Raw genomic sequence first — 17,655 nt, 5'->3', positions numbered from 1 at the left:
CTGCACAGCTAGGGGGTGGTCGTTATTGCTCGCCCTCTGGCCGGATCTTCATCTCGGATTCTTTCCACAGTCCAGAACGAGTAACGTCCTCATAATCGATCTCTGCCTTGGCCGGGGTATTGCCCTGTGAATCGGTACGCAATTCGTACTTTTCAATGGCACCCCAGTCGCGGGCCCAATCGTTATTGAGGTAGCTCGGGATTTCGTAGGAGTAGTTCACCGCTTCCGCAGTGGACATAGCACCGCCGCCAGAGAAGGATTGGAAATCCGTCAGGGAGGTCTGCGCCGCCGCATCTGGGAGGATGCGATACTCCGGAATCTCGGTTACGCCGGCGTAGTGGTCAAAGGTGCGCTGGCAAGGGAACTGCAGAGCCACTGACCAGTCCAAGAGTGCGGGTTTTTCCGCAGGGAACTGGTTATTGATGGTGTCTAGTTCCGGCACGCGCGGCGGGGTGAAGGCTAGCCAGTCGTCTTCATCGGTGGAATCATCCTCGGCCACTAGGCGCACGACATTGGCTTCTTCCGGCAATTTATCCATGGGCAGGCGCAGGTTGCGCCACTTGGGGGTGGCGCCGACATCGGAAAGCTCTTCTTCTCCCTTATCGGTGACCTTGCCATTCTCATCAATGGTGCCGTATTCCAAGGTGAGCTCCATGCCCTCTTGTTCCACATCATTGACATCGTGGTGATAAATCTTGCCTGCGGCACTGACAGCCAGAACCGGGGTATTTTCCGTGGTCTCCGGAAGGTGATACCACTTCGTGGTTACCTGGGACAGCGACTCTTGGCTTTCAGTGTAAGAGCCCAAGACTGGCACAGTGGTGTAGTCCAAGTTGAAGGGCAGGTGCATGGTCGATCCATTGACGCCCTGCGTGCCGCGGACACCGCCTTCAGAAGTATCGGTGGTTTCTGAAGCCTTCTTCCCAGCGCGGCGGGTCTCCTGCGAATCAGAAGAATCCCCGCCGGATTCCTTATCCGTACCAGCGGTGGCATCGTCTTGGCTGGTGGAGTCGGAATCTTGGGAGCTATCTCCAATAGCACCCACAGAAGCAGAATCTTGATCCTCAGGCTCGATGGATTCGGGGATATTATTTGGCCCGAATCCGTTGCTGGTTTCATCCTTATCTACCAAGGAATCGCCCAAGTCACCATCTACTGGGGTGAGGAAGGAGTCATTGGTATTGGTTTCTACCAAGGTTTCATTTGCCAGCGAGCAGGTATCACCACGCAAGGATGCAAGGTTGCCCTTGCCCACTGAGTAGGAATCCGCCTGGGCGACGGTGGATTTGGCAAAAGAAGCCATCGAAAAAGCCACCACAATGGCGCAGGCTACAGCGATGGGCGCGGACATGATGCCGGCCGAGCGCGATACCTTCGCGGCGGCTTCTTGCTTGAATTCCTTTTCCGTGCCTTCCTCTTGGGCCTGCAATTTGCGATGGCTGTGGCGCAAGGATTGCACCACGCCGACCGCGAGAACGACCAAGGAGATGGCGAGCAGGATCGAGTTGGCCTCAACGCCCTTCAACTGCACCGTGCGATCCCACCACGGGATGCCGAAGGAGGATACATACCACCATGCATTCCAACCCGCGAAGGAGATGGCGAGCAAAAAGAGCACCGCGGCGATGCTAAAGGTGCGGGCGCGCGGGGAGCGCAACGCAAACCGGGATAGCACTACGGCAGCCAGCGCAGCGATCACCCCAGCAACACCGGCATAGATACCAAAGTGGTGCGTCCACTTGGTCGGGGTGAACATGAGGAAGAACATCGACAGCGCCACGATGATGAGCAGGCGCTGGGTGGGACCGACTGCGGCACCAATAACGCGGCGATCCTTGATAAACGCAGCCAGGATGAGCACCAAGCAAAACAGCATGGTGAGTACGGCGAAGCGGCGGGTCAGCGAGCCATCCACGGATTCTTGGAAGAGCGTGGAATAACGGGCGTATTCGGAATACCACGGCAGCGACGGTCCGACCTCCGAGCGCACCCGGGTGGATTCGGCAACGCTGGCCAAGGTTTGATCCCCAAAGGCGGCGACGATAATGGCAGTGCCGGAGGCCAAAAATGGGGCAACCAGGCTAAGCCAACCGGTAGCGCCGCCGCCCATGGCGGGCACGCGCGCGGCCATGGCACGGAATAGGTGTGGCAGGCTCACGAGGAATACACCGACCGCAAAAAGGCCAGTGGGGCCAGCGGCGAGCGTAATCGTGGCAGCGATGGTGCCCACGGCGGCCGGCAGCAACCGGTGGGTGGCAAGGGCGCGCTCAAAGGATGCCCACGTCACCATCACGCCTAAAGCCACGATTGGCTCCGGGCGGGTGCCGTTGTTATACGGCAGCCAGAAGGCCAGGAACATCAGTGCGGCGGTCCAGTGGCTGACGCGGCGGGCATCGACGATGTCCCCAAAGCGCGGCAGCATTTCCCGCGAGAGAATGAACCAGATAATCAGGCCCGAAATCAGTCCGGGCAGGCGGACGAAGACTGACGCGGCGGAAATCTGCGAAAGTAGTGCGACGAGGTCATAGTACGGTGAGCCAAATGGCGCCTCCGGCACGCCGTACCACCGGTAGTAGTTGGCCATGTAGGTGGCGTTATCGAAGACGCGGCTCATGGAGAAGATGAAGCCATCGTCAGAGGTATTGGCGCCGAAGATATACCAGAAGCCCAAGACTGCGGCGACGACGCCATCAAGGGGGCGAATCTTCTTCCACGTCTCTGGCATGAAGCGCAGCTTTTGCCCATCAAGGCGGTCAATGCGCCACAGGCAGAATAGCGAGACAATCACCATGGCGACGCCGAGCCACATCGCGATGGACTTAATCAGAGAGGGAGAAGAAGTAAACCGCGAGTTGATATCGACGTGGATATTCAACCCGTCATCGACCAAGCTTTGCACATTGGCATCATCTTTGAGCTCGGTATACACACCGGTGACCTGTGGGCGCAGGTCATCCTCGGTGGTCTTTTTGTGCTTGCCGACGCTGACGGTGGTGCCGTCACCGGTGGCGGAGATGTGCAGCTGGGCGTCATCGGAAAGCTGCGCTACTTCTTTAGCGCTTAAGGTCAGCAGGACCTCATCGAGCGAGACCACAGACAGGCCGTCATCGCCGGAGCGGACAAATAGGCCGCGGTTTGAGGCCTTCTTAGACTCGGGTGGGACGGTGCTGTAGACCATGTTTTGGCCATCGCGGAGCTCATCCACCGCGGACATGGGGATGGTGGCCTCCAGGTTTTCTGGCGCCACGGAGATAAGCGGTGCATTGATAGATTGCAGCGAATCATTCTGCGGCCAATCAAAGGAAGACTGGGTTTGGTTCACTGGCAATAGCGGGGTGGCTATAAAACACAGGAAACCAATTAACCCGGCGATGATCGCGGTCCAGCGCAGCCCGGCAGGGGCTGTGGCGACACTTAGCCCAGAGGGGCGTGCTTCTTTTGATTTCGTTTTAAGGCTATCTGACACGGCGATTAGTGTACGTCAGTCTGGCCCAAGTTCCCGTGTGCACGCCCCGATAACCCCGGGGAAGTGTGGGTAAACTTACTGGGTTCGCACCGCCGTTACGAATGGACCCGTTTGCTCCAGCTCCCAGCCTTCCGCAAAGACCTCGGGGTTGAAGAAGACTGCGCGGTAGCGAATATTTGGCTGATTAGGATAGATATCTTCAGCCAAGTGCACCTTGAATCCATCATCTTTATTGTCGAGGTCACCGCGGAAGATGATGGCATCCGGCCCGCGCCACGGTGCGGAATCGAGGGATTTTTGGAACTCTGCAGGAGTAGAGTCCCACGATTCATCCGCCCATGCTTCAATCTGGTCATTGCGGTGCTTGAATTCCCCGAGGGGATTAGCATAGTGGCTGGTAAAGGCGTTAAAGCCCCAGTATGGGTAGTAGGCCATGAAGGTTTTTTCATCCGTGAGGACTACCGTTTCGTTGGCCGTATAGCCCTGATCCTGGATGAAGTTGTGGATATCCAGATAATAATGAGCGGAATCGCTGGTAAAGCGATCCGCGCGCTCGCCGTAACCATCGGTATCGCTGTAGGCGTAGTCGATGGCATCCTCATTTTCCTCTGGGATCTGCTGGGCATAAAAAACACCCGCCAGCGTCAAAATGAGACCAAAGACGGCGGTCAGACGCTTATTGCCCGCGCTGGAAAAGCTGGCGGGGTATAGCCGGTGGATGCCGACGGTGCGCACTTCCCCTAGGGCGAGAATGCCAGCGGTGGCAAAGAGCAGCACCACGATGACCTCGAGGCGGAAGCTCAGCAGCGTGGTGCCGGCTAGGGTCACCACCATGGATAGGACGATCCACCCATAGATGCCGATGAGGGCAAGGCCGAGCGCGCGTATCTCCGCGTTCTTCAAACGCATGACGATATAAACCAAGCCGACTAGGCAGAGGAATCCGATGATGCTCAAAGACAAGAAGGGTACCGGAATCTGCGTGCCTTCTTCCGGCAGGTAGTGCTGCGCGGTGGTTTGCAGCGGTGCCGTCGAGTGCAGCACGCTCCAGAGATAGGGGGCCCATGCGATCAGCGCGATAGCTATAGAGATAACCGCGATGATGATTAGGCGGACGATGGGGCGCCACGTGCGCTCATAAAACGCGGTAAATACCGCAATGAGGCTCACGACGGTAAGCGCTGCCGCACCAGTAAATAGCGTGTAGAAAGTGGCAGAAATGCCGAGGTATAGCGCCACCGCAAGGGTGGACAAGCGCGATCCCTGGAAAGCCCTAGCGCTCAAGACCGCAATGGCCGGGATACCCATGGCGATGACGGCAGAGTACGGCTCTTCCGCCGCAATGGTCAGCGTGATGGCGGTGGTGGTAAGCGCAATGGCGGTTCCCACCGGCAGGGATTTTGTGAGGTGCTGCCAGATGGGAACGAGGATGCAGCCTGCTACCGCAATGGAAATCAGCGACCAGGGCTGGTAGACCTCCCAGCCCGGGACGCCGAGCAACGAGCCGAGGCGCCCGCCTAACCAGAACCAGCCCACGGGGTAGAAGGTGGGCATGTCCAGGTAGTTCATATCCGCATAGCCCATTTGATCCACCGAGCGGGTAAGGAACTGGGTGCGGAATGCCTGGTCCACCTGTACGCCATCGAGCCAGAGGCGGGAGGCCGAAAGTGGCAGGCCGATGGATGCGAGGGTTAAAAGGGCCGGTGATAGGTAGGTCACGGCATACGTTACCCACGTGCGCCACCGCGGCCTAGAGAAAGTCTCCTTGTAATGGTCATAAATCCACCACGCGCTAAACCCACCCGCTAGCGCCAAGGTGATGACAACGCCGACGGTAGATAGCGCGCGGGTGACCATGGAGGTATTAAAGGACGGCAGGGATACCGCCTTGAAGGCATACCAACCAAGGAGGGTGACGATGCCGCCGCCGAGGGCGGCAAAGAAGATACCCAGCAGGGTGGAGCGGTGGGGTAGCGCATCTGCGTGATACGCGGTGGTGCGTTTCTTCTCGCTCACTGGAGCTGCTTGGGAAGGCGTAGCTGGGCTTGTCATGCCCTTTAGTTTCGCATACCTTAATCACTCTTCTGGGATTAGGCGCGGTGTGAGCTGTGGCTTATTAACTAACAAAGCGCGCAGGGCGGAGGGCCTTTTAAGGGCCCTGCGTACCCTGCGCGCTACTCCCTGTGTGCTACCCACTGTGCGCTACTCACTGTGCCCTGCAGTTCGCAGGGCACAGTGGAAACGGTTAGAACGGCAGCTTGCGGAAGATGGGCTGCGGAATGAACTTGAATGCTAGCGAGACGTACTTAAACAGCGGGTGGACGTAGATGGACTGCTTGCCATCCAGCACCGCCTGCACGGTAGCCTTGGCCACGTCAGAGACATTAACGGTCAGCGGGGCATCGCCGGCTTCGGCTGACATCTTGGTGCGAACCTGGCCCGGGCGAACGACGAGCACGTTGGCACCGGAGCCGCGTAGCGCTTCATCCAAGTTGATGTAGAAACCATCCACGCCGGCCTTGGAGGCGCCGTAGACAAAGTTGGAGCGGCGCACGCGCATGCCCGCTACAGAGGACATAGCCACGATGGTGCCGTGACCCTGGTGCTTGAACTTTTCGGCCAACAGCACGCCGAAGGATACGGGCGCGGTGTAGTTAGTCTGGGCAGAAGCCACGGCCTTATCGTGGTTTTGCCACAGCTCTTCCTGGTCCCCCAGGGTGCCAAAGGCCACGATGGCGATATCGACATCGCCGCGCTCCCAGGCCTTCTCGATGACCGCCGGGTGCGAGTCAAAGTCCGTGGCATCAAAGTCCACGACCTCGACATCCGCGCCGCGGGCCTCTAGGTCAGCCTGCGCCTTTTCGATGCGCGGGGACTGGGCGCGGGCAGCCAGGGTGACCTTGGCAGGGCCGCGCTCAAGGAACTCAGCGACGACGCCGAGGCCGATTTCAGAGGTACCGCCCAAAAGCAGGATGTGTTGGGCTTGGCCTACTGCATTAAGCATGGTTTAAAAAGTCTCCTTCATGAGGGTGGTGATGAGTCCAGTGATTAGTGCAGCTCGAGGCGGCGGGACATATCGGAGGCAAAGACCCCGGTGGGGTCGATGTCATTGCGGGTCTTGAGCCAGCCTTCTAGGCCCGGGTACATCTGGTGGAAGTTCTCGGCAGAGGTGCGCGATTCCTTAGCCAAGTACAGGCGGCCGCCAAACTCCATGACGCGGCGATCCAGGTCATCGAGAAGCTCGCCCAAGCCCGGGCGGATGGGGAAGTCAACGCAGACGTTCCAGCCCGGCATCGGGTACGACAGTGGCGCGCGGTTGCCTTCGCCGAAGAGCTTGAATACGTTCAGCGCGGAGTAGTGGCCGGAGCGCTGGATATCGCGAATGATCTCCTTGAACGGCTCCACGGCCTCCGTGGGAACGACGAACTGGTACTGCAGGAAGCCCTTGGAACCATAGCCGCGGTTCCACTCACCAATGAGATCAAGCGGCTGGTAGAACTGCGTCAAGTTCTTTACCTGGTTCTTCGCCGGCGCGCCCATGGTGTAGTAAGCCAAGCCCACAGCAGACAGGCTGAGCTTATTCAGCGTCCAAGACGGGAAGATATCCGGCACTGTCATCAGCTGCGGCGCGTTGAACTTCAGCGGATCCTTCGCCAGCTTGGGGGCCAATTCCTCGAGCTGCGCCAAGGTGGCCAGGGAGCCGCGGGAAATGGTGGAGCGGCCTAGCTTCGGCTCTGGGGAGATGACATCGAACCATGCAGAGGAGTAGGTGTAATTGTGCTCCGAACCATCCGAGTGGAAGGCAATGGTTTCTTCCAGGTTATCGGTGCGATCCGTATCCGCGATGAAGTAGGCGGTTTCCGTCTTGGTCATGCGGATGGTAGCGCGCAGGATGATGCCGGTAAGGCCCATGCCGCCGATGGTGGCCCAGAAGAGGTCACCGCTCGGGTCATCCTCGCTGCCTTCTGGGGTGAGGTGGAGAACGCGGCCATCAGCAACCAGCAGCTCGATGGAGACCACATGGTTGCCAAAGGAACCGGCGGAGTGGTGGTTCTTGCCGTGGATATCGGGGCCGATGGCGCCGCCGATGGTGACCTGGCGGGTGCCCGGCAGGACCGGAACCCACAGGCCATAGGGCAGCGCGGCCTTCATGAGTTGGTCAAGGGTGACGCCACCATCGACATCAACAAGCGCGGACTCCGGGTCAATGGAGTGGATCTTGTTCAGCTTTTGCATGTCGATGACCAGGCCGCCGCCATTTTGGGCGGGGTCACCATAGGAGCGTCCCATGCCGCGCGCGATGACGCCGCGGCGCAGGTGGGCGGGCTTGTCCGAGTTATCGTCCGCGACCTGTGCCACTGCATTCTTGATGACGTCCACGTCTTCCGTGGACAGCACATGGGCGGTCGTGGGGGCGGTGCGGCCCCAGCCGTGCAGGGACTTTTCGGTGGTATGTAGTTCCATCTCTTACTCTTTGCTCGACGGATTGTATCGATGTACCAGCCTACCTAGCTCATAGTGCGGTGGCTGGAGTGACGTTCGTGATATTTAAAACATCGTGGGCACACAGACTGCCCCGAATGCGGCGCTTTAGAGATCCATGATCTCGCGGATTTCTTCCGGTAGCCCTGCTAGGGACTCAATCGTGGGCCCTTCGTAGGTTCCTAAAATCTCGTACACCCGGCGCCGCGAAGTGGAATCCAAAATCGGCATTTCCTCTGCTAAAAGGCGCGTCATAAAGGGGCTGAGCGGCAGATTGGTGTGCTCTGTTGCTTCAAAGTGCCCGTGGCGCTTATCGTCCTCGGCCCGCTCATCCTGAGCGGCTTGCTGGGCGGGGGTCATATGCTCTGTCTTTTCCGAGTACATGCGCAATAGCTTACCGCCGCTTAGAGTGGTCGCTATGACAAACAACCGCGAAGCAGCAGAAGAATCCCGCGATAATTACGCCCTCGATGACACCTTGGCTGGGCGCATCACCCAAGCGGCCGCCCAAGGTATCGTCACCTCTTACCCGGACTGGATTAAATCCAAAAAGGGACTTATTACCGCCTACGTTTTGTCCACGATTGGTTTTGGCGCATTGGTGGCCTATACCAATGCCCAGGCCGAAGAGGACGGCGATGAACCACGCTCCCCGCAGGAATTTGCGGATAAGGGTCTTAAGCTCTGGGCCATTTTGGCAGCGGTGCTTATCCTAGTGGGCCTTGCTCTATGGGCCGATGTAGCCGTGTCCCGCAAGGTGGTGTCTTTCCTGCGGAAGCGCGGTGTCAAGCGCCCGTGGACGCTGTTGGGAGCAATCGGAGCGGCAACTACATTTATCATCAGTGGGATGGAAGCGCGAGATATAGAAAAACTGGCTTCTTAAAATTTGCGTATGGTGGGGCCCATGAATGCAGGGGTCACCGATATTTCACAGGCACGGGCTCGTCGTGCCGACCCGCTGCTGTCATTAAAGCGGGAACCGCTCACCGTCATCTGCCAAGCCTCCAATATCCGTGCGGATGGGGAAGTCCACCGCCAAATTGGTTTTAGCGATGCGCTTACCTTGCATGAGCTGCAGAAAGTACTGCACATCTGTTTCGGTCTGCCAGATGAAAACTCCCCGTGGCATTTTTACGAGCACAGTGATGCCCGCGGCCCGCGCCTTGACCCAGAGCGCCAGGCATCCGAATTCCTCTGGCGCGAGGGCGACCAGATCGATTTTGTCTGGGGCCTCTGGGACTTTGAGCTGGTGGTCGCGGAAATCTATCCCCGCGATAATGGCACCCCCAACGCACTGTGCGTGGGTGGCTCGGGTAATCTCTTTGCGCCCTTTGAACTTACTGCGGTGAACCGGGAATTGACCGGTGAAAAGATCACCGATGAAGTCCTGGCCAAGGTTAAACCACAGGTAAGGGCGCTCATCGAACGCACTAAGCTCTATGACTTTGTTCCCCTCTTACAAGCCATGGACTTAAACCGCGGAAGTGATCTACCGGCGGCCACCGCCGAGGCACTGGCCAGCCTGCCGCGCGAGGTCACCAATGAGGGCAAAGATGCTTTTTGGTCCATGGCCTTGGCTATATCCTGCATGGGCGGTGAGGAGCTGACCGATTCCGTGGTGGAAACCACCATGGATGCCTTGGGCTGGGTCAATGATGATGGCAATACCTTGAAAGGCGCGGAGATTCGCGCGCTGTGCGATGCCTCCTTGGACCAGCTATCCCAGATTGGTGCCTACGGTAAGGACGCCGCCGCGCCGGTGTACCGCCTAGACATGTACCGCGCGCTGCTGCGCGGGTAAGCTAACTGCCTGTGACTAATCCACTTGAAGATGCTGCAGAAGTAAAGCGCCCCTCCAGCTCTTTGAAGCAGCAGTTGGTGCGATTTATTGCGGTAGGCGTCTTTGCCGCCGTCATTGATTATGGGCTGACGCTGTTATTGACCCATTTAGGTCTGCACCGCTCTGGGGCGAAGGCGATTGGTTGGGTCTTTGGCACCATCGCTGCCTATCTGGCCAATGCGCGCTGGACCTTTGGCACGAAGGTGTCCGGCCGCACGGCCGTGACCGTGGGCGTGTTATACGTATCCACCTTTGCCGTGCAGAATTTCTTGTACTGGGTACTCAATGAGCCGCTGATTTCCTTAGGCTTTGAAGGCGCGGTGAAAGACACCATCGCCTTCGTCATTGCCCAGGGCGTGGCGACGGTGACCAACTTTGCCATCCAGCGTGTCTTTATCTTTAAAGAAAAGTAGGCCTGCGGCGCCTTAGGAGCGATTTCCGGGGCGGCGGAAATCCTCGCGGCGCCCGCGGTTGTGCAGCTTGAGCCACTCCAGGAATCCAGCCGGATCGTGGCGTTGGACCAAGAAGAACCAGCCAAAGCGGGCAAATTCCTGGGGCAAAAGCTTGCGCATGCCGCGTTGCCACAGCAGGTAGCCACGGTTGCGGTAGGTGAAATAGCGCTTGAACTCGCCCTCCGGGTACTGGGTATGCATCTTTCCGCCCAAGATGGGCTTGAATTCATCCGAGCCATCCGGGTGCAGGTAGCTGGTGGTCAAAGCTGTGCCGAAGGACAGCCCGGAGTTGACCAGGCGGCGGTGGTATTCCACCTCATCGCCGCGGATGAAAAGGCGATAATCCGGCACGCCGATGGTCTGCATCGCCGCGGCGGAAATCAGGGCGCCATTAAACAGGGAGGCGATCCCGGGCAAGAAGTCTCCTTCCAGCTCCTCCATGCGGCGGCGCCACACCAGCCCTTGGCGCAGCGGGAAGGCCAAGCGGCCGGGATCGTCGATATTGCACACGGCAGGTGAGACCTCGTGCAGGTTATTATTTCCTGCCACGCGGTAGAGCTCTTCTAATACGCCGTAATCGGCGGGGCGGCCATCATCATCGGCGCACCACACGGCATCGGCGCCGAGTGATAGCGCGGTAAGGAAACCGAGGGCGAAACCGCCCGCACCACCCAGGTTGGTCTTGGACGGCACGTAGACCGCGCGATCGCCTGCCAGGGATTCCACCGCGTCACGGACCGCATCCTCGGCGCCATTATCCACCACGATAACCCACTGCACGGGGTGGGTTTGGTTGACTACCTTTTCGAGCGAGGCGCGCAGCAATTCCGCGCGCTGGTGGGTGACAATGACGGCAGCGGTGGTACCGGTGGAATCAAGGGTGGCAGTCATGCGTTCCATCTTGCCACCGGGGAATGGATCTGCCGCGGATAAACACTCGGGCCCGACCCCCGGAAAGTGGACACATCGGGGGCTAGCTATGCTGCTGTGGTCAGTATAGCCGAAGACTTGGTTTCAAAGACATCAGGCGCTACGAGATTGCACCAGGAGTGCCGCCGGCGCGTGTTATAGCGCATGCACCACCGGAAGACCTCTTGGCGACAGGTAATTGGGTTGTCAAAGACTTTCCGATCACGCAGCACTTCTCGCTTTAAGGTGGCGTTAAACGATTCTGCCAGGGCATTATCGGCACTAGTTCCCACCGCTCCCATGGACTGGCGGACACCTAACGACGAGCAGTAGTTCCTAAAGGTTTGTGAGGTGTACACACTGCCGTGATCAGAATGGAAAATAGCCCCGTCAAGACTGCCACGCACACCATGTGCGTGGGCTAGAGCATCAATGACCAACGAGACACGCATGTGGTCTGCGAGTGCATAACCTGCAAGTTTCCGTGAATGAAGTGTCAATGACTGTGGCCAAATACATGTTCTTGCCGCCCTTACACGGCAGGTATGTAATGTCGCCGACATACACACGGTTCGGCTCGTCAGCTGTGAACTTGCGGCCTACTAAATCTGGCATGACACGGTGACCAGGCTTACGCCTGGTGGTGATGCATCGACGCCGTTTGCTAAAGCCTTTTAGCCCCATGGATTTCATGATGCGTGCAACCTTCTTGTGATTGACCGGGGTATACGCCAGGTCTTCCTTAAGGCTTGCGGCGATGCGTTTAGCTCCGTAAAGCCCGTGCTCATCATCAAAGATGGTCTTTATTCTTGCACCAATAAGACCGTCAGAATATATCTTTAACCTGCGCTTTTTACGGGTGCTCACCCACTTGTAAAACGAGGAACGATTCAGCTTTAAAACGTGGCACATCCGCATAAGCCGAGTATTCGGTTCGGTGGTCATAGACAAACTGGAAGCGGATCACCAGTGAGTTGCTTTAAGCAAAATATTTCGCGGCCTTGCGCAGGATGTCACGTTCTTCGCGCAGTTTTGCGTTTTCTTTTTCTAACTGGCGGATTCGTTCGGAATCATTCGCCGCTTGGGCTTGATCGTGCACTGCTTTTATGCGGGCACGTTTGCCGGTGCCGTACTTTTTGACCCAAGCATGAAGCGAGGCTCGATTGATACCGAGCTTGGCTGATGCTTTGTTCAGCGAGAGGTCCTCATTGTTCTCATAGAGGGCCACGGCATCGCGTTTGAACTGTTCGGAGTACCTGGACATGGTGGTAGATTACCAATCTTGCCAGCCCGACTGGGCTGGATATCAGGTGTCCACCAAATGGGGGTCAGGTCCCTCCGCGTGGGCTAAGCTGACTGCTTATGGAAAGCATGTGGCCACCGTTTGGGCTGACGATTCGCGCGAGCGATACAACCCACCCTGGCGTGGAACTGCGCGTGATGCGCGATGAGGATATTGCGGCAATCGCCGGTGTGGCGCCAGAGGACATCTACGGCGCAGACATTCCAGATTACGCCTTTCCGTGGTTATTCAATCCCAGGATGAATACGCCTGCGGCGGCGGCCCAGTTCCGGTGGAGCAACCGGGCGCAGCTGCGCCCAGAAAAGTGGTCCTTGGACTTCATCGTGTGCGATGCGCACTCAGGAGAAATCCTGGGTACTATCGATGCGCGGGCGGAGGACTTCGCTAGAACGCGAGAAATTGCGACCGGTTCCTGGGTCTTTCACCGCTTCCAAGGCCAAGGGGTGGGCACGCTCATCCGGCACGCGGTTGTGGCCTTTGGCCTCGATTACCTAGGTGCGCAGGCGATGAGCACGAGCTGGGTGGCGCACAATGAGGCCTCGGCGCGGGTGAGCCAGAAGCTGGGCTACCAGGTGGTTTCTGAAGGGGAAGAAAAGGCGGGGCCGCAGAATAGTTCGCAGCGGCACGTGACTGCGCGCGTGGCGGCTTATAACTATAAACGCCCGGATGACCTGTGCGTGGAGGTCTCCGGGCTGAGCCAGCAGCTGCTGGGGATGCTGCGCTAGCTCCTACCCAGCGGCGTCTTCGCCCTCAAAGCGCTGGCGCAGATCGCGCACGTATTCGCCTACTTCTGGGCCCTCGTACTGGCCCACGACTTCAGATACCTCGCCCACGGAGCGGATTTCGCCGTGATCGATCCACAGCGCGGTATTGCACAGCTGCGCCAAAAAGTCATTGGAGTGGGAGGCAAAGACCAAGATGCCGGAGCGCTTAACCAGCTCTTGCAGGCGCACGCGGGCCTTGGCCATGAAGGCGGCGTCGACGGCGCCGATGCCCTCATCCAGCAGCAGGATTTCCGGCTCGATGGAGGTCACTACGCCGAGTGCCAGGCGCACGCGCATACCGGTGGAGTAGGTGCGCAGGGGCATCGATAAGTAATCGCCCAGCTCGGAGAACTCTGCGATTTCATCCATCTTTTTCTTCATCTGCTTGATGGATTGGCCCAAAAACAGCCCGCGGATGATGATGTTGTCGTAGCCGGATACCTCTGGGTCCATGCCCACGCCCAAGTCAAAGACGGGGGCGACGCGCCCGCGGACATCGGCGGTACCGCGCGTGGGCTCGTAGATGCCGGAGAGCAGGCGCAGCAGCGTGGACTTGCCGGCGCCATTGTGGCCAACGAGCCCGACGCGATCGCCTTCGCGCAGGTGCAGGTTAATATCCCGCAGCGCCTCAACCACCACGGTGTTGTGGTCATTTTTCCCAATGGCACCGCCCGCGGTAGAAAGCATGGCCTTTTTTAGGGAGCGGGATTTGGCATCAAAGATGGGAAAGTCCACGCACGCGTTATACGTATCAATTGAGACCATTAGTTTTTATCCTTTCAACGAGCCTCATGGTGGGGTGGGTGTAAAGGAAGGGAGGCTATACCCAGTAGCTCACGCGGAAGCGCCACTTGCGCATGACTAGCCCGGCGATGAACAAGCCGATTGCGGTGCAGCCGATGACGATCCACCAGTGGTAGGCGGCAACGGGCTCACCAATCATTGGGGCGCGCACGATTTCCAGGTAGTGATACAGCGGGTTGATTTCCGCGATGCGGGCGCGGTCTGCCACCGCACCGCCTTGGTCCTTGAGCGTATTGGTCATCCAGACAATCGGGGTGACGTAGAACAATAGCTGCGTCAGGGCTTCTAGCAGCGGGGCAACGTCGCGGAAGCGCGTGGCGATGATGCCAAAGAACATGGTGACCCACACACCGTTAATGAGCAGGAGCAGCAGCCCGGGGATAAAGAGGAAGAACTCCCAGCCCAGGTTGCGCGGGAAGATCATGATGAGCAAGAGCCAGATGATGAGGTTATGGCCTAAAAACAGCGTTTGGCGCCACACCAGGCGGTACACGTGCACCGAAAGTGGGGCGGGAAGCTGCTTAATCAGTCCCTCATTTTCAATAAAGACCGTGGCGCCTTCCTTGATGCAGCCCGAGATAAAGGTCCACATAATAAGGCCCACGGTGACGTGGGGAAGGAATTCCGCGACGGGAATCTGGAAAAGCATGGAATACAGCAGGCCCAAGGCAAGCGCCATCACACCGGTGGCGATGGTGATCCAGAACGGGCCAAGGACAGAGCGGCGGTAGCGCTGCTTGATATCTTGCAGGCCCAGCTTGAACCACAGCTCACGCTGCTGTGCACCCCGCGTAAGGTCCGCGAAAGCAGCCTTGAGGGTCATGGACTGGGACGCTGGAACGGCCTCGCCTTCTGGCTGGGAGGTCATGCGGGCGATATCAGCGCGCAGTTGATTGTTATCTTGCACGCCCAACACCCTAGCGCGCGTGCTGGGCAAACGGGGAACTACACGCCGCTAGCCTGCGAAAACGGCGATGCCCAGGGAAAATTCAGATTTGGGAAACTGACGCCAAACGCGTATACAGTAGGGAATCGACGGCCACGTGGTGGCAGTTGTTCAGTGCGATGAAGAAGGGGACCTAATGCCAGCAGCTTCGGCACACTATGACGTCTTTAGTGCGCGAGGTTTGTACACCGGGCTATCTGATGGCTGGACGTACCTCAACGCGCACGCGGTGCCCCAAATCTCGGAGCGCGTGACTTCCGGCGTTGCGCGGTCCTTCCGGATGGCGACGGCGGTAGCGACGCAAGAAGGCCCAGGCGGCGCCCACTCGGCTGCGCCGGAGCCGGGCCGGCTGGCAGGCGATGGCAACTACGCGGCAGCACGCATGGCCATTGCGGATCTCACCGGTTCCAAGGCGGACCGCGTGGTTCTTGGCCCGTCCCTGCCCGTGCTGTACCAATCCTTGGCGCGCGCGGCACGCCCACTATTAGGCAGCAATTCCTCGGTGGTGCTGTCCAAGCTGGATCCGCCTACGCTGTATTCGGCTTTTTCTGAGGTGCGCGCCGATATTCGCTGGGCACAGCCAGATCTTGGCACCGGCGAATTGCCGGGATTCCAGTTCGCGGAGCTTGTCGATGGCTCTACCAGGCTCGTCTCCTTTTCCGCCGCGCATGAGCTGTTGGGCACGGTATCCCCGGCAGAGGAGATCATTGACACGGTGCGGGGGCGCTCGCGTGCTTGGACGCTTCTCGATGTCTCCGCAATCGCGCCCTACCGCCCCATCCGCTTCGATGAGCTGGGCGCGGATATCGTAGGCATCGACATCGGCCTGCTTGGTGGGCCGCAAATGGCCGCCTTGGTCTTCCGCGATACGCGCATGCTCCGCCGCCTGGATGCCTTAAATCCCATCTATTCCAAGGAAGATGGACGCAAGCTAGAGACCCCGGTTTCTTCTGGCTTGGCCGGTGGCGTGGGGCCACTGGTAGACCACCTTGCGGCCTTGGCTGGTGGGGATAAGGGTTCGCGCCGGGTGCGGCTTAATAAGTCCATGACCGCCTTGAGCGCCTACCTCGAGGACTTGCGTGCGGATCTGTACTCATTTTTGAGCACGCTTCCCGCCGTACACATCCTGGGTGTTACCGGCGAGGCGGCGGCGGGCGCTTCCGATAATCGCTTGCCGCGCCTTACCTTTGCGGTCCAGGGCGTGCCCGCGGAGACGGTGTACAAGCGCCTCTTTGATAATGGGCTCGTCACCACCCTGGCTCCGCAAACGCCGCTGCTGACGGAAATGGGCGTGGAAGAGATCGGTGGTGCCGTTACCGTGGCATTAGGTCCGTTTAATACCCACCACGATATCGAGCACCTCGTGCGCGTCGTTGCCTCGCTCGCTTAAATTCGCCTAAGCAAGGCGCGCTGGGGAAACTACACCGTGAGGACCAGAGTGCCGGTGACCTCGCCGCTGTCGAGGTCGGTGTGGGCTTTGGCGGCATCGGCAAGCGGGTACGTGCCATGCAGCGCGTGCTTGACGCGTCCATCCTCCAGCATGGGCCACACATTCTTGATGGTGCCGGCGACGATCTCCGCCTTATCGTCCAAGTCACGCGCGCGCAGCGTCGTGCCCTGAATGGTCAGGCGCTTCGGCAGCATGGGGGCCAGGTTGATGTCCGCCTTGGTGCCGCCCTGCATGCCAATGATGATGAGCTTGCCGTCCTTGGCCAGGCACTTCATGTTCTTTTCCAGGTACTTTGCGCCGATGATATCCAGGATGACATCGCAGCTGCCCTTGAGCTCGTCGACGAAGTCCTGCTCCTTGTAGTTGATGAGAATATCCGCGCCGAGCTCGCGGCAGCGTTCCAGCTTTTCCTGCGATCCGGCGGTAACCGCCACCTCAGCGCCCAGCGCCTTTGCTACCTGGATGGCAAAGGTGCCGATGCCACCGCCACCGCCGTGGATGAGCACGCGCTGGCCCTCGTGCAGGCCCGCCTCGATGCCCAGGTTGGACCACACGGTGCAGCCGACCTCAACCACGGCCGCGGTTTCTTCCAAACTAAATCCCTTGGGCAGCGGAAGCAGTTGACCCTGCGGGACCGCGACGTATTCTGCATAGCCGCCGCCTGCAAGCAAACAGCCCACCTCGGTGCCAGCTTCCCAATCCGTATCGCCGGCATCCTCAATCACGCCGGCGGCCTCTAGGCCAATGATTTCCGATTCCCCTGGTGGCGGCGGGTACGCGCCCATCGTCTGCAGAATATCGCCGCGGTTGACTCCCGCGGCTTTTACCTTCACCAGTACCTCGCCGGATCGCAGCTCAGGAACGTCTACGTCCTGCAGCTCTAGCGACCGTGGGGTATCAGGATCGGTCTGAACGATTGCCTTCATCTGTGTAGCACTCATACCGCCAATGTAATGGAGGAGGTGTGGTGTGCGCCACGTCCATTTCCTCGTGGGGCAATGTGATTCGCGCGGGACTGTTTAGTAAGCTAACCAAGTTGCCTCTTCGGCACGATGGAGACGTGGCAGAGCGGCCGAATGCACCGGTCTTGAAAACCGGCGAGGTTTATTCCTCCGCGGGTTCAAATCCCGCCGTCTCCGCAGTGTCATGAGTCGCGACATGCTTGACAGGTCAGTCGCGACATCGTTGACAAACCGGCATCTCAGTCGTTTTTGTTCTGGGGTGCCGGTTTTTCGTGTT

At 58.9% G+C, this 17,655-nt stretch carries 14 protein-coding genes, 1 tRNA gene and 1 pseudogene; 6 read left to right on the top strand and 10 right to left on the bottom strand.

What is annotated here, in order from left to right; all coding sequences use genetic code 11:
- Positions 1 to 22: 22 nt before the first annotated feature.
- From ABRP66_RS08030 to ABRP66_RS08010, 5 genes are all read right to left on the bottom strand, one after another.
- Positions 23 to 3,466 carry an arabinosyltransferase domain-containing protein gene (locus ABRP66_RS08030; protein WP_284850460.1) on the bottom strand — a complete coding sequence of 1,148 codons (3,444 nt, stop codon included), beginning with the start codon at positions 3,464 to 3,466 and terminating at the stop codon, positions 23 to 25.
- Between the two features lie 75 nt (positions 3,467 to 3,541).
- Entirely contained in the window at positions 3,542 to 5,518 is a 1,977-nt protein-coding gene (locus ABRP66_RS08025; protein ID WP_284783322.1) for a galactan 5-O-arabinofuranosyltransferase, read from the bottom strand.
- A gap of 193 nt (positions 5,519 to 5,711) precedes the next feature.
- Entirely contained in the window at positions 5,712 to 6,470 is a 759-nt protein-coding gene (gene dprE2 / locus ABRP66_RS08020; protein ID WP_284771113.1) for a decaprenylphospho-beta-D-erythro-pentofuranosid-2-ulose 2-reductase, read from the bottom strand.
- Between the two features lie 44 nt (positions 6,471 to 6,514).
- Complete coding sequence (gene dprE1, locus ABRP66_RS08015) at positions 6,515 to 7,930, bottom strand: decaprenylphosphoryl-beta-D-ribose oxidase (protein WP_239269651.1); 1,416 nt, start codon at positions 7,928 to 7,930, stop codon at positions 6,515 to 6,517.
- 126 nt (positions 7,931 to 8,056) lie between these two features.
- A complete protein-coding gene (locus ABRP66_RS08010) occupies positions 8,057 to 8,332 on the bottom strand; it encodes a hypothetical protein (protein WP_284771112.1) in 276 nt (91 codons plus the stop codon).
- A gap of 34 nt (positions 8,333 to 8,366) precedes the next feature.
- Between ABRP66_RS08010 and ABRP66_RS08005 the strand changes: the two genes are divergently transcribed.
- From ABRP66_RS08005 to ABRP66_RS07995, 3 genes are read left to right on the top strand one after another with little or no spacing between them, the layout of a single operon-like run.
- The gene (locus tag ABRP66_RS08005; protein ID WP_284771111.1) at positions 8,367 to 8,831 is read left to right on the top strand and encodes a hypothetical protein; all 465 of its coding nucleotides are present in this window, start codon (positions 8,367 to 8,369) and stop codon (positions 8,829 to 8,831) included.
- Positions 8,832 to 8,840: 9 nt separating this feature from the next.
- A complete protein-coding gene (locus ABRP66_RS08000; RefSeq protein WP_284771110.1) occupies positions 8,841 to 9,749 on the top strand; it encodes a plasmid pRiA4b ORF-3 family protein in 909 nt (302 codons plus the stop codon).
- Positions 9,750 to 9,760: 11 nt separating this feature from the next.
- A complete protein-coding gene (locus ABRP66_RS07995; protein WP_284771109.1) occupies positions 9,761 to 10,201 on the top strand; it encodes a GtrA family protein in 441 nt (146 codons plus the stop codon).
- Between the two features lie 12 nt (positions 10,202 to 10,213).
- Here ABRP66_RS07995 and glfT1 read toward each other — a convergent pair whose 3' ends face one another.
- Positions 10,214 to 11,140, bottom strand: a complete 927-nt coding sequence (gene glfT1, locus ABRP66_RS07990) for a galactofuranosyltransferase GlfT1 (protein ID WP_284771108.1) — start codon at positions 11,138 to 11,140, stop codon at positions 10,214 to 10,216.
- Between the two features lie 77 nt (positions 11,141 to 11,217).
- Positions 11,218 to 12,413 (bottom strand): annotated as a pseudogene (locus ABRP66_RS07985) (IS3 family transposase).
- 98 nt (positions 12,414 to 12,511) lie between these two features.
- Here ABRP66_RS07985 and ABRP66_RS07980 point away from each other — a divergent pair.
- A complete protein-coding gene (locus ABRP66_RS07980) occupies positions 12,512 to 13,177 on the top strand; it encodes a GNAT family N-acetyltransferase (RefSeq protein WP_284771266.1) in 666 nt (221 codons plus the stop codon).
- Between the two features lie 3 nt (positions 13,178 to 13,180).
- On the opposite strand, the gene wzt is transcribed toward ABRP66_RS07980, so the two are convergent.
- Positions 13,181 to 13,981: a galactan export ABC transporter ATP-binding subunit Wzt/RfbE gene (gene wzt, locus ABRP66_RS07975; RefSeq protein WP_284771267.1), complete on the bottom strand. Its 801-nt coding sequence runs from the start codon at positions 13,979 to 13,981 to the stop codon at positions 13,181 to 13,183.
- A gap of 55 nt (positions 13,982 to 14,036) precedes the next feature.
- Positions 14,037 to 14,888, bottom strand: a complete 852-nt coding sequence (gene wzm / locus ABRP66_RS07970) for a galactan export ABC transporter permease subunit Wzm/RfbD (RefSeq protein WP_042404151.1) — start codon at positions 14,886 to 14,888, stop codon at positions 14,037 to 14,039.
- A gap of 214 nt (positions 14,889 to 15,102) precedes the next feature.
- On the opposite strand from wzm, the gene ABRP66_RS07965 reads away from it, so the two are divergent.
- Positions 15,103 to 16,356 (top strand): aminotransferase class V-fold PLP-dependent enzyme, encoded by a 1,254-nt coding sequence (locus tag ABRP66_RS07965; RefSeq protein ID WP_284771268.1) that lies wholly within the window; start codon positions 15,103 to 15,105, stop codon positions 16,354 to 16,356.
- A 29-nt stretch (positions 16,357 to 16,385) separates the two neighbouring features.
- Here ABRP66_RS07965 and ABRP66_RS07960 read toward each other — a convergent pair whose 3' ends face one another.
- Complete coding sequence (locus tag ABRP66_RS07960; protein ID WP_349838557.1) at positions 16,386 to 17,342, bottom strand: NAD(P)H-quinone oxidoreductase; 957 nt, start codon at positions 17,340 to 17,342, stop codon at positions 16,386 to 16,388.
- Between the two features lie 128 nt (positions 17,343 to 17,470).
- Between ABRP66_RS07960 and ABRP66_RS07955 the strand changes: the two genes are divergently transcribed.
- Positions 17,471 to 17,555 (top strand) — tRNA-Ser (locus ABRP66_RS07955).
- Positions 17,556 to 17,655: the final 100 nt, after the last annotated feature.

Source organism: Corynebacterium sp. KPL2680 (genome assembly GCF_040225675.1).
Lineage (GTDB): Bacteria > Actinomycetota > Actinomycetes > Mycobacteriales > Mycobacteriaceae > Corynebacterium > Corynebacterium rhinophilum.
The sequence above is the reverse complement of the archived record's forward strand: the minus strand, read 5'-3'. Positions and strand labels throughout refer to the sequence as shown.

What these genes read in the sequence shown, in the direction of transcription:
- ABRP66_RS08025 (WP_284783322.1), bottom strand. Translation starts at nt 5,518, where the DNA reads ATGACAAGCCCAGCTACGCCTTCCCAAGCAGCTCCAGTGAGCGAGAAG.
- dprE2 (WP_284771113.1), bottom strand. Translation starts at nt 6,470, where the DNA reads ATGCTTAATGCAGTAGGCCAAGCCCAACACATCCTGCTTTTGGGCGGT.
- dprE1 (WP_239269651.1), bottom strand. Translation starts at nt 7,930, where the DNA reads ATGGAACTACATACCACCGAAAAGTCCCTGCACGGCTGGGGCCGCACC.
- ABRP66_RS08010 (WP_284771112.1), bottom strand. Translation starts at nt 8,332, where the DNA reads ATGTACTCGGAAAAGACAGAGCATATGACCCCCGCCCAGCAAGCCGCT.
- ABRP66_RS08005 (WP_284771111.1), top strand. Translation starts at nt 8,367, where the DNA reads ATGACAAACAACCGCGAAGCAGCAGAAGAATCCCGCGATAATTACGCC.
- ABRP66_RS08000 (WP_284771110.1), top strand. Translation starts at nt 8,841, where the DNA reads ATGGTGGGGCCCATGAATGCAGGGGTCACCGATATTTCACAGGCACGG.
- glfT1 (WP_284771108.1), bottom strand. Translation starts at nt 11,140, where the DNA reads ATGGAACGCATGACTGCCACCCTTGATTCCACCGGTACCACCGCTGCC.
- ABRP66_RS07980 (WP_284771266.1), top strand. Translation starts at nt 12,512, where the DNA reads ATGGAAAGCATGTGGCCACCGTTTGGGCTGACGATTCGCGCGAGCGAT.
- wzt (WP_284771267.1), bottom strand. Translation starts at nt 13,981, where the DNA reads ATGGTCTCAATTGATACGTATAACGCGTGCGTGGACTTTCCCATCTTT.
- wzm (WP_042404151.1), bottom strand. Translation starts at nt 14,888, where the DNA reads ATGACCTCCCAGCCAGAAGGCGAGGCCGTTCCAGCGTCCCAGTCCATG.
- ABRP66_RS07965 (WP_284771268.1), top strand. Translation starts at nt 15,103, where the DNA reads ATGCCAGCAGCTTCGGCACACTATGACGTCTTTAGTGCGCGAGGTTTG.
- ABRP66_RS07960 (WP_349838557.1), bottom strand. Translation starts at nt 17,342, where the DNA reads ATGAAGGCAATCGTTCAGACCGATCCTGATACCCCACGGTCGCTAGAG.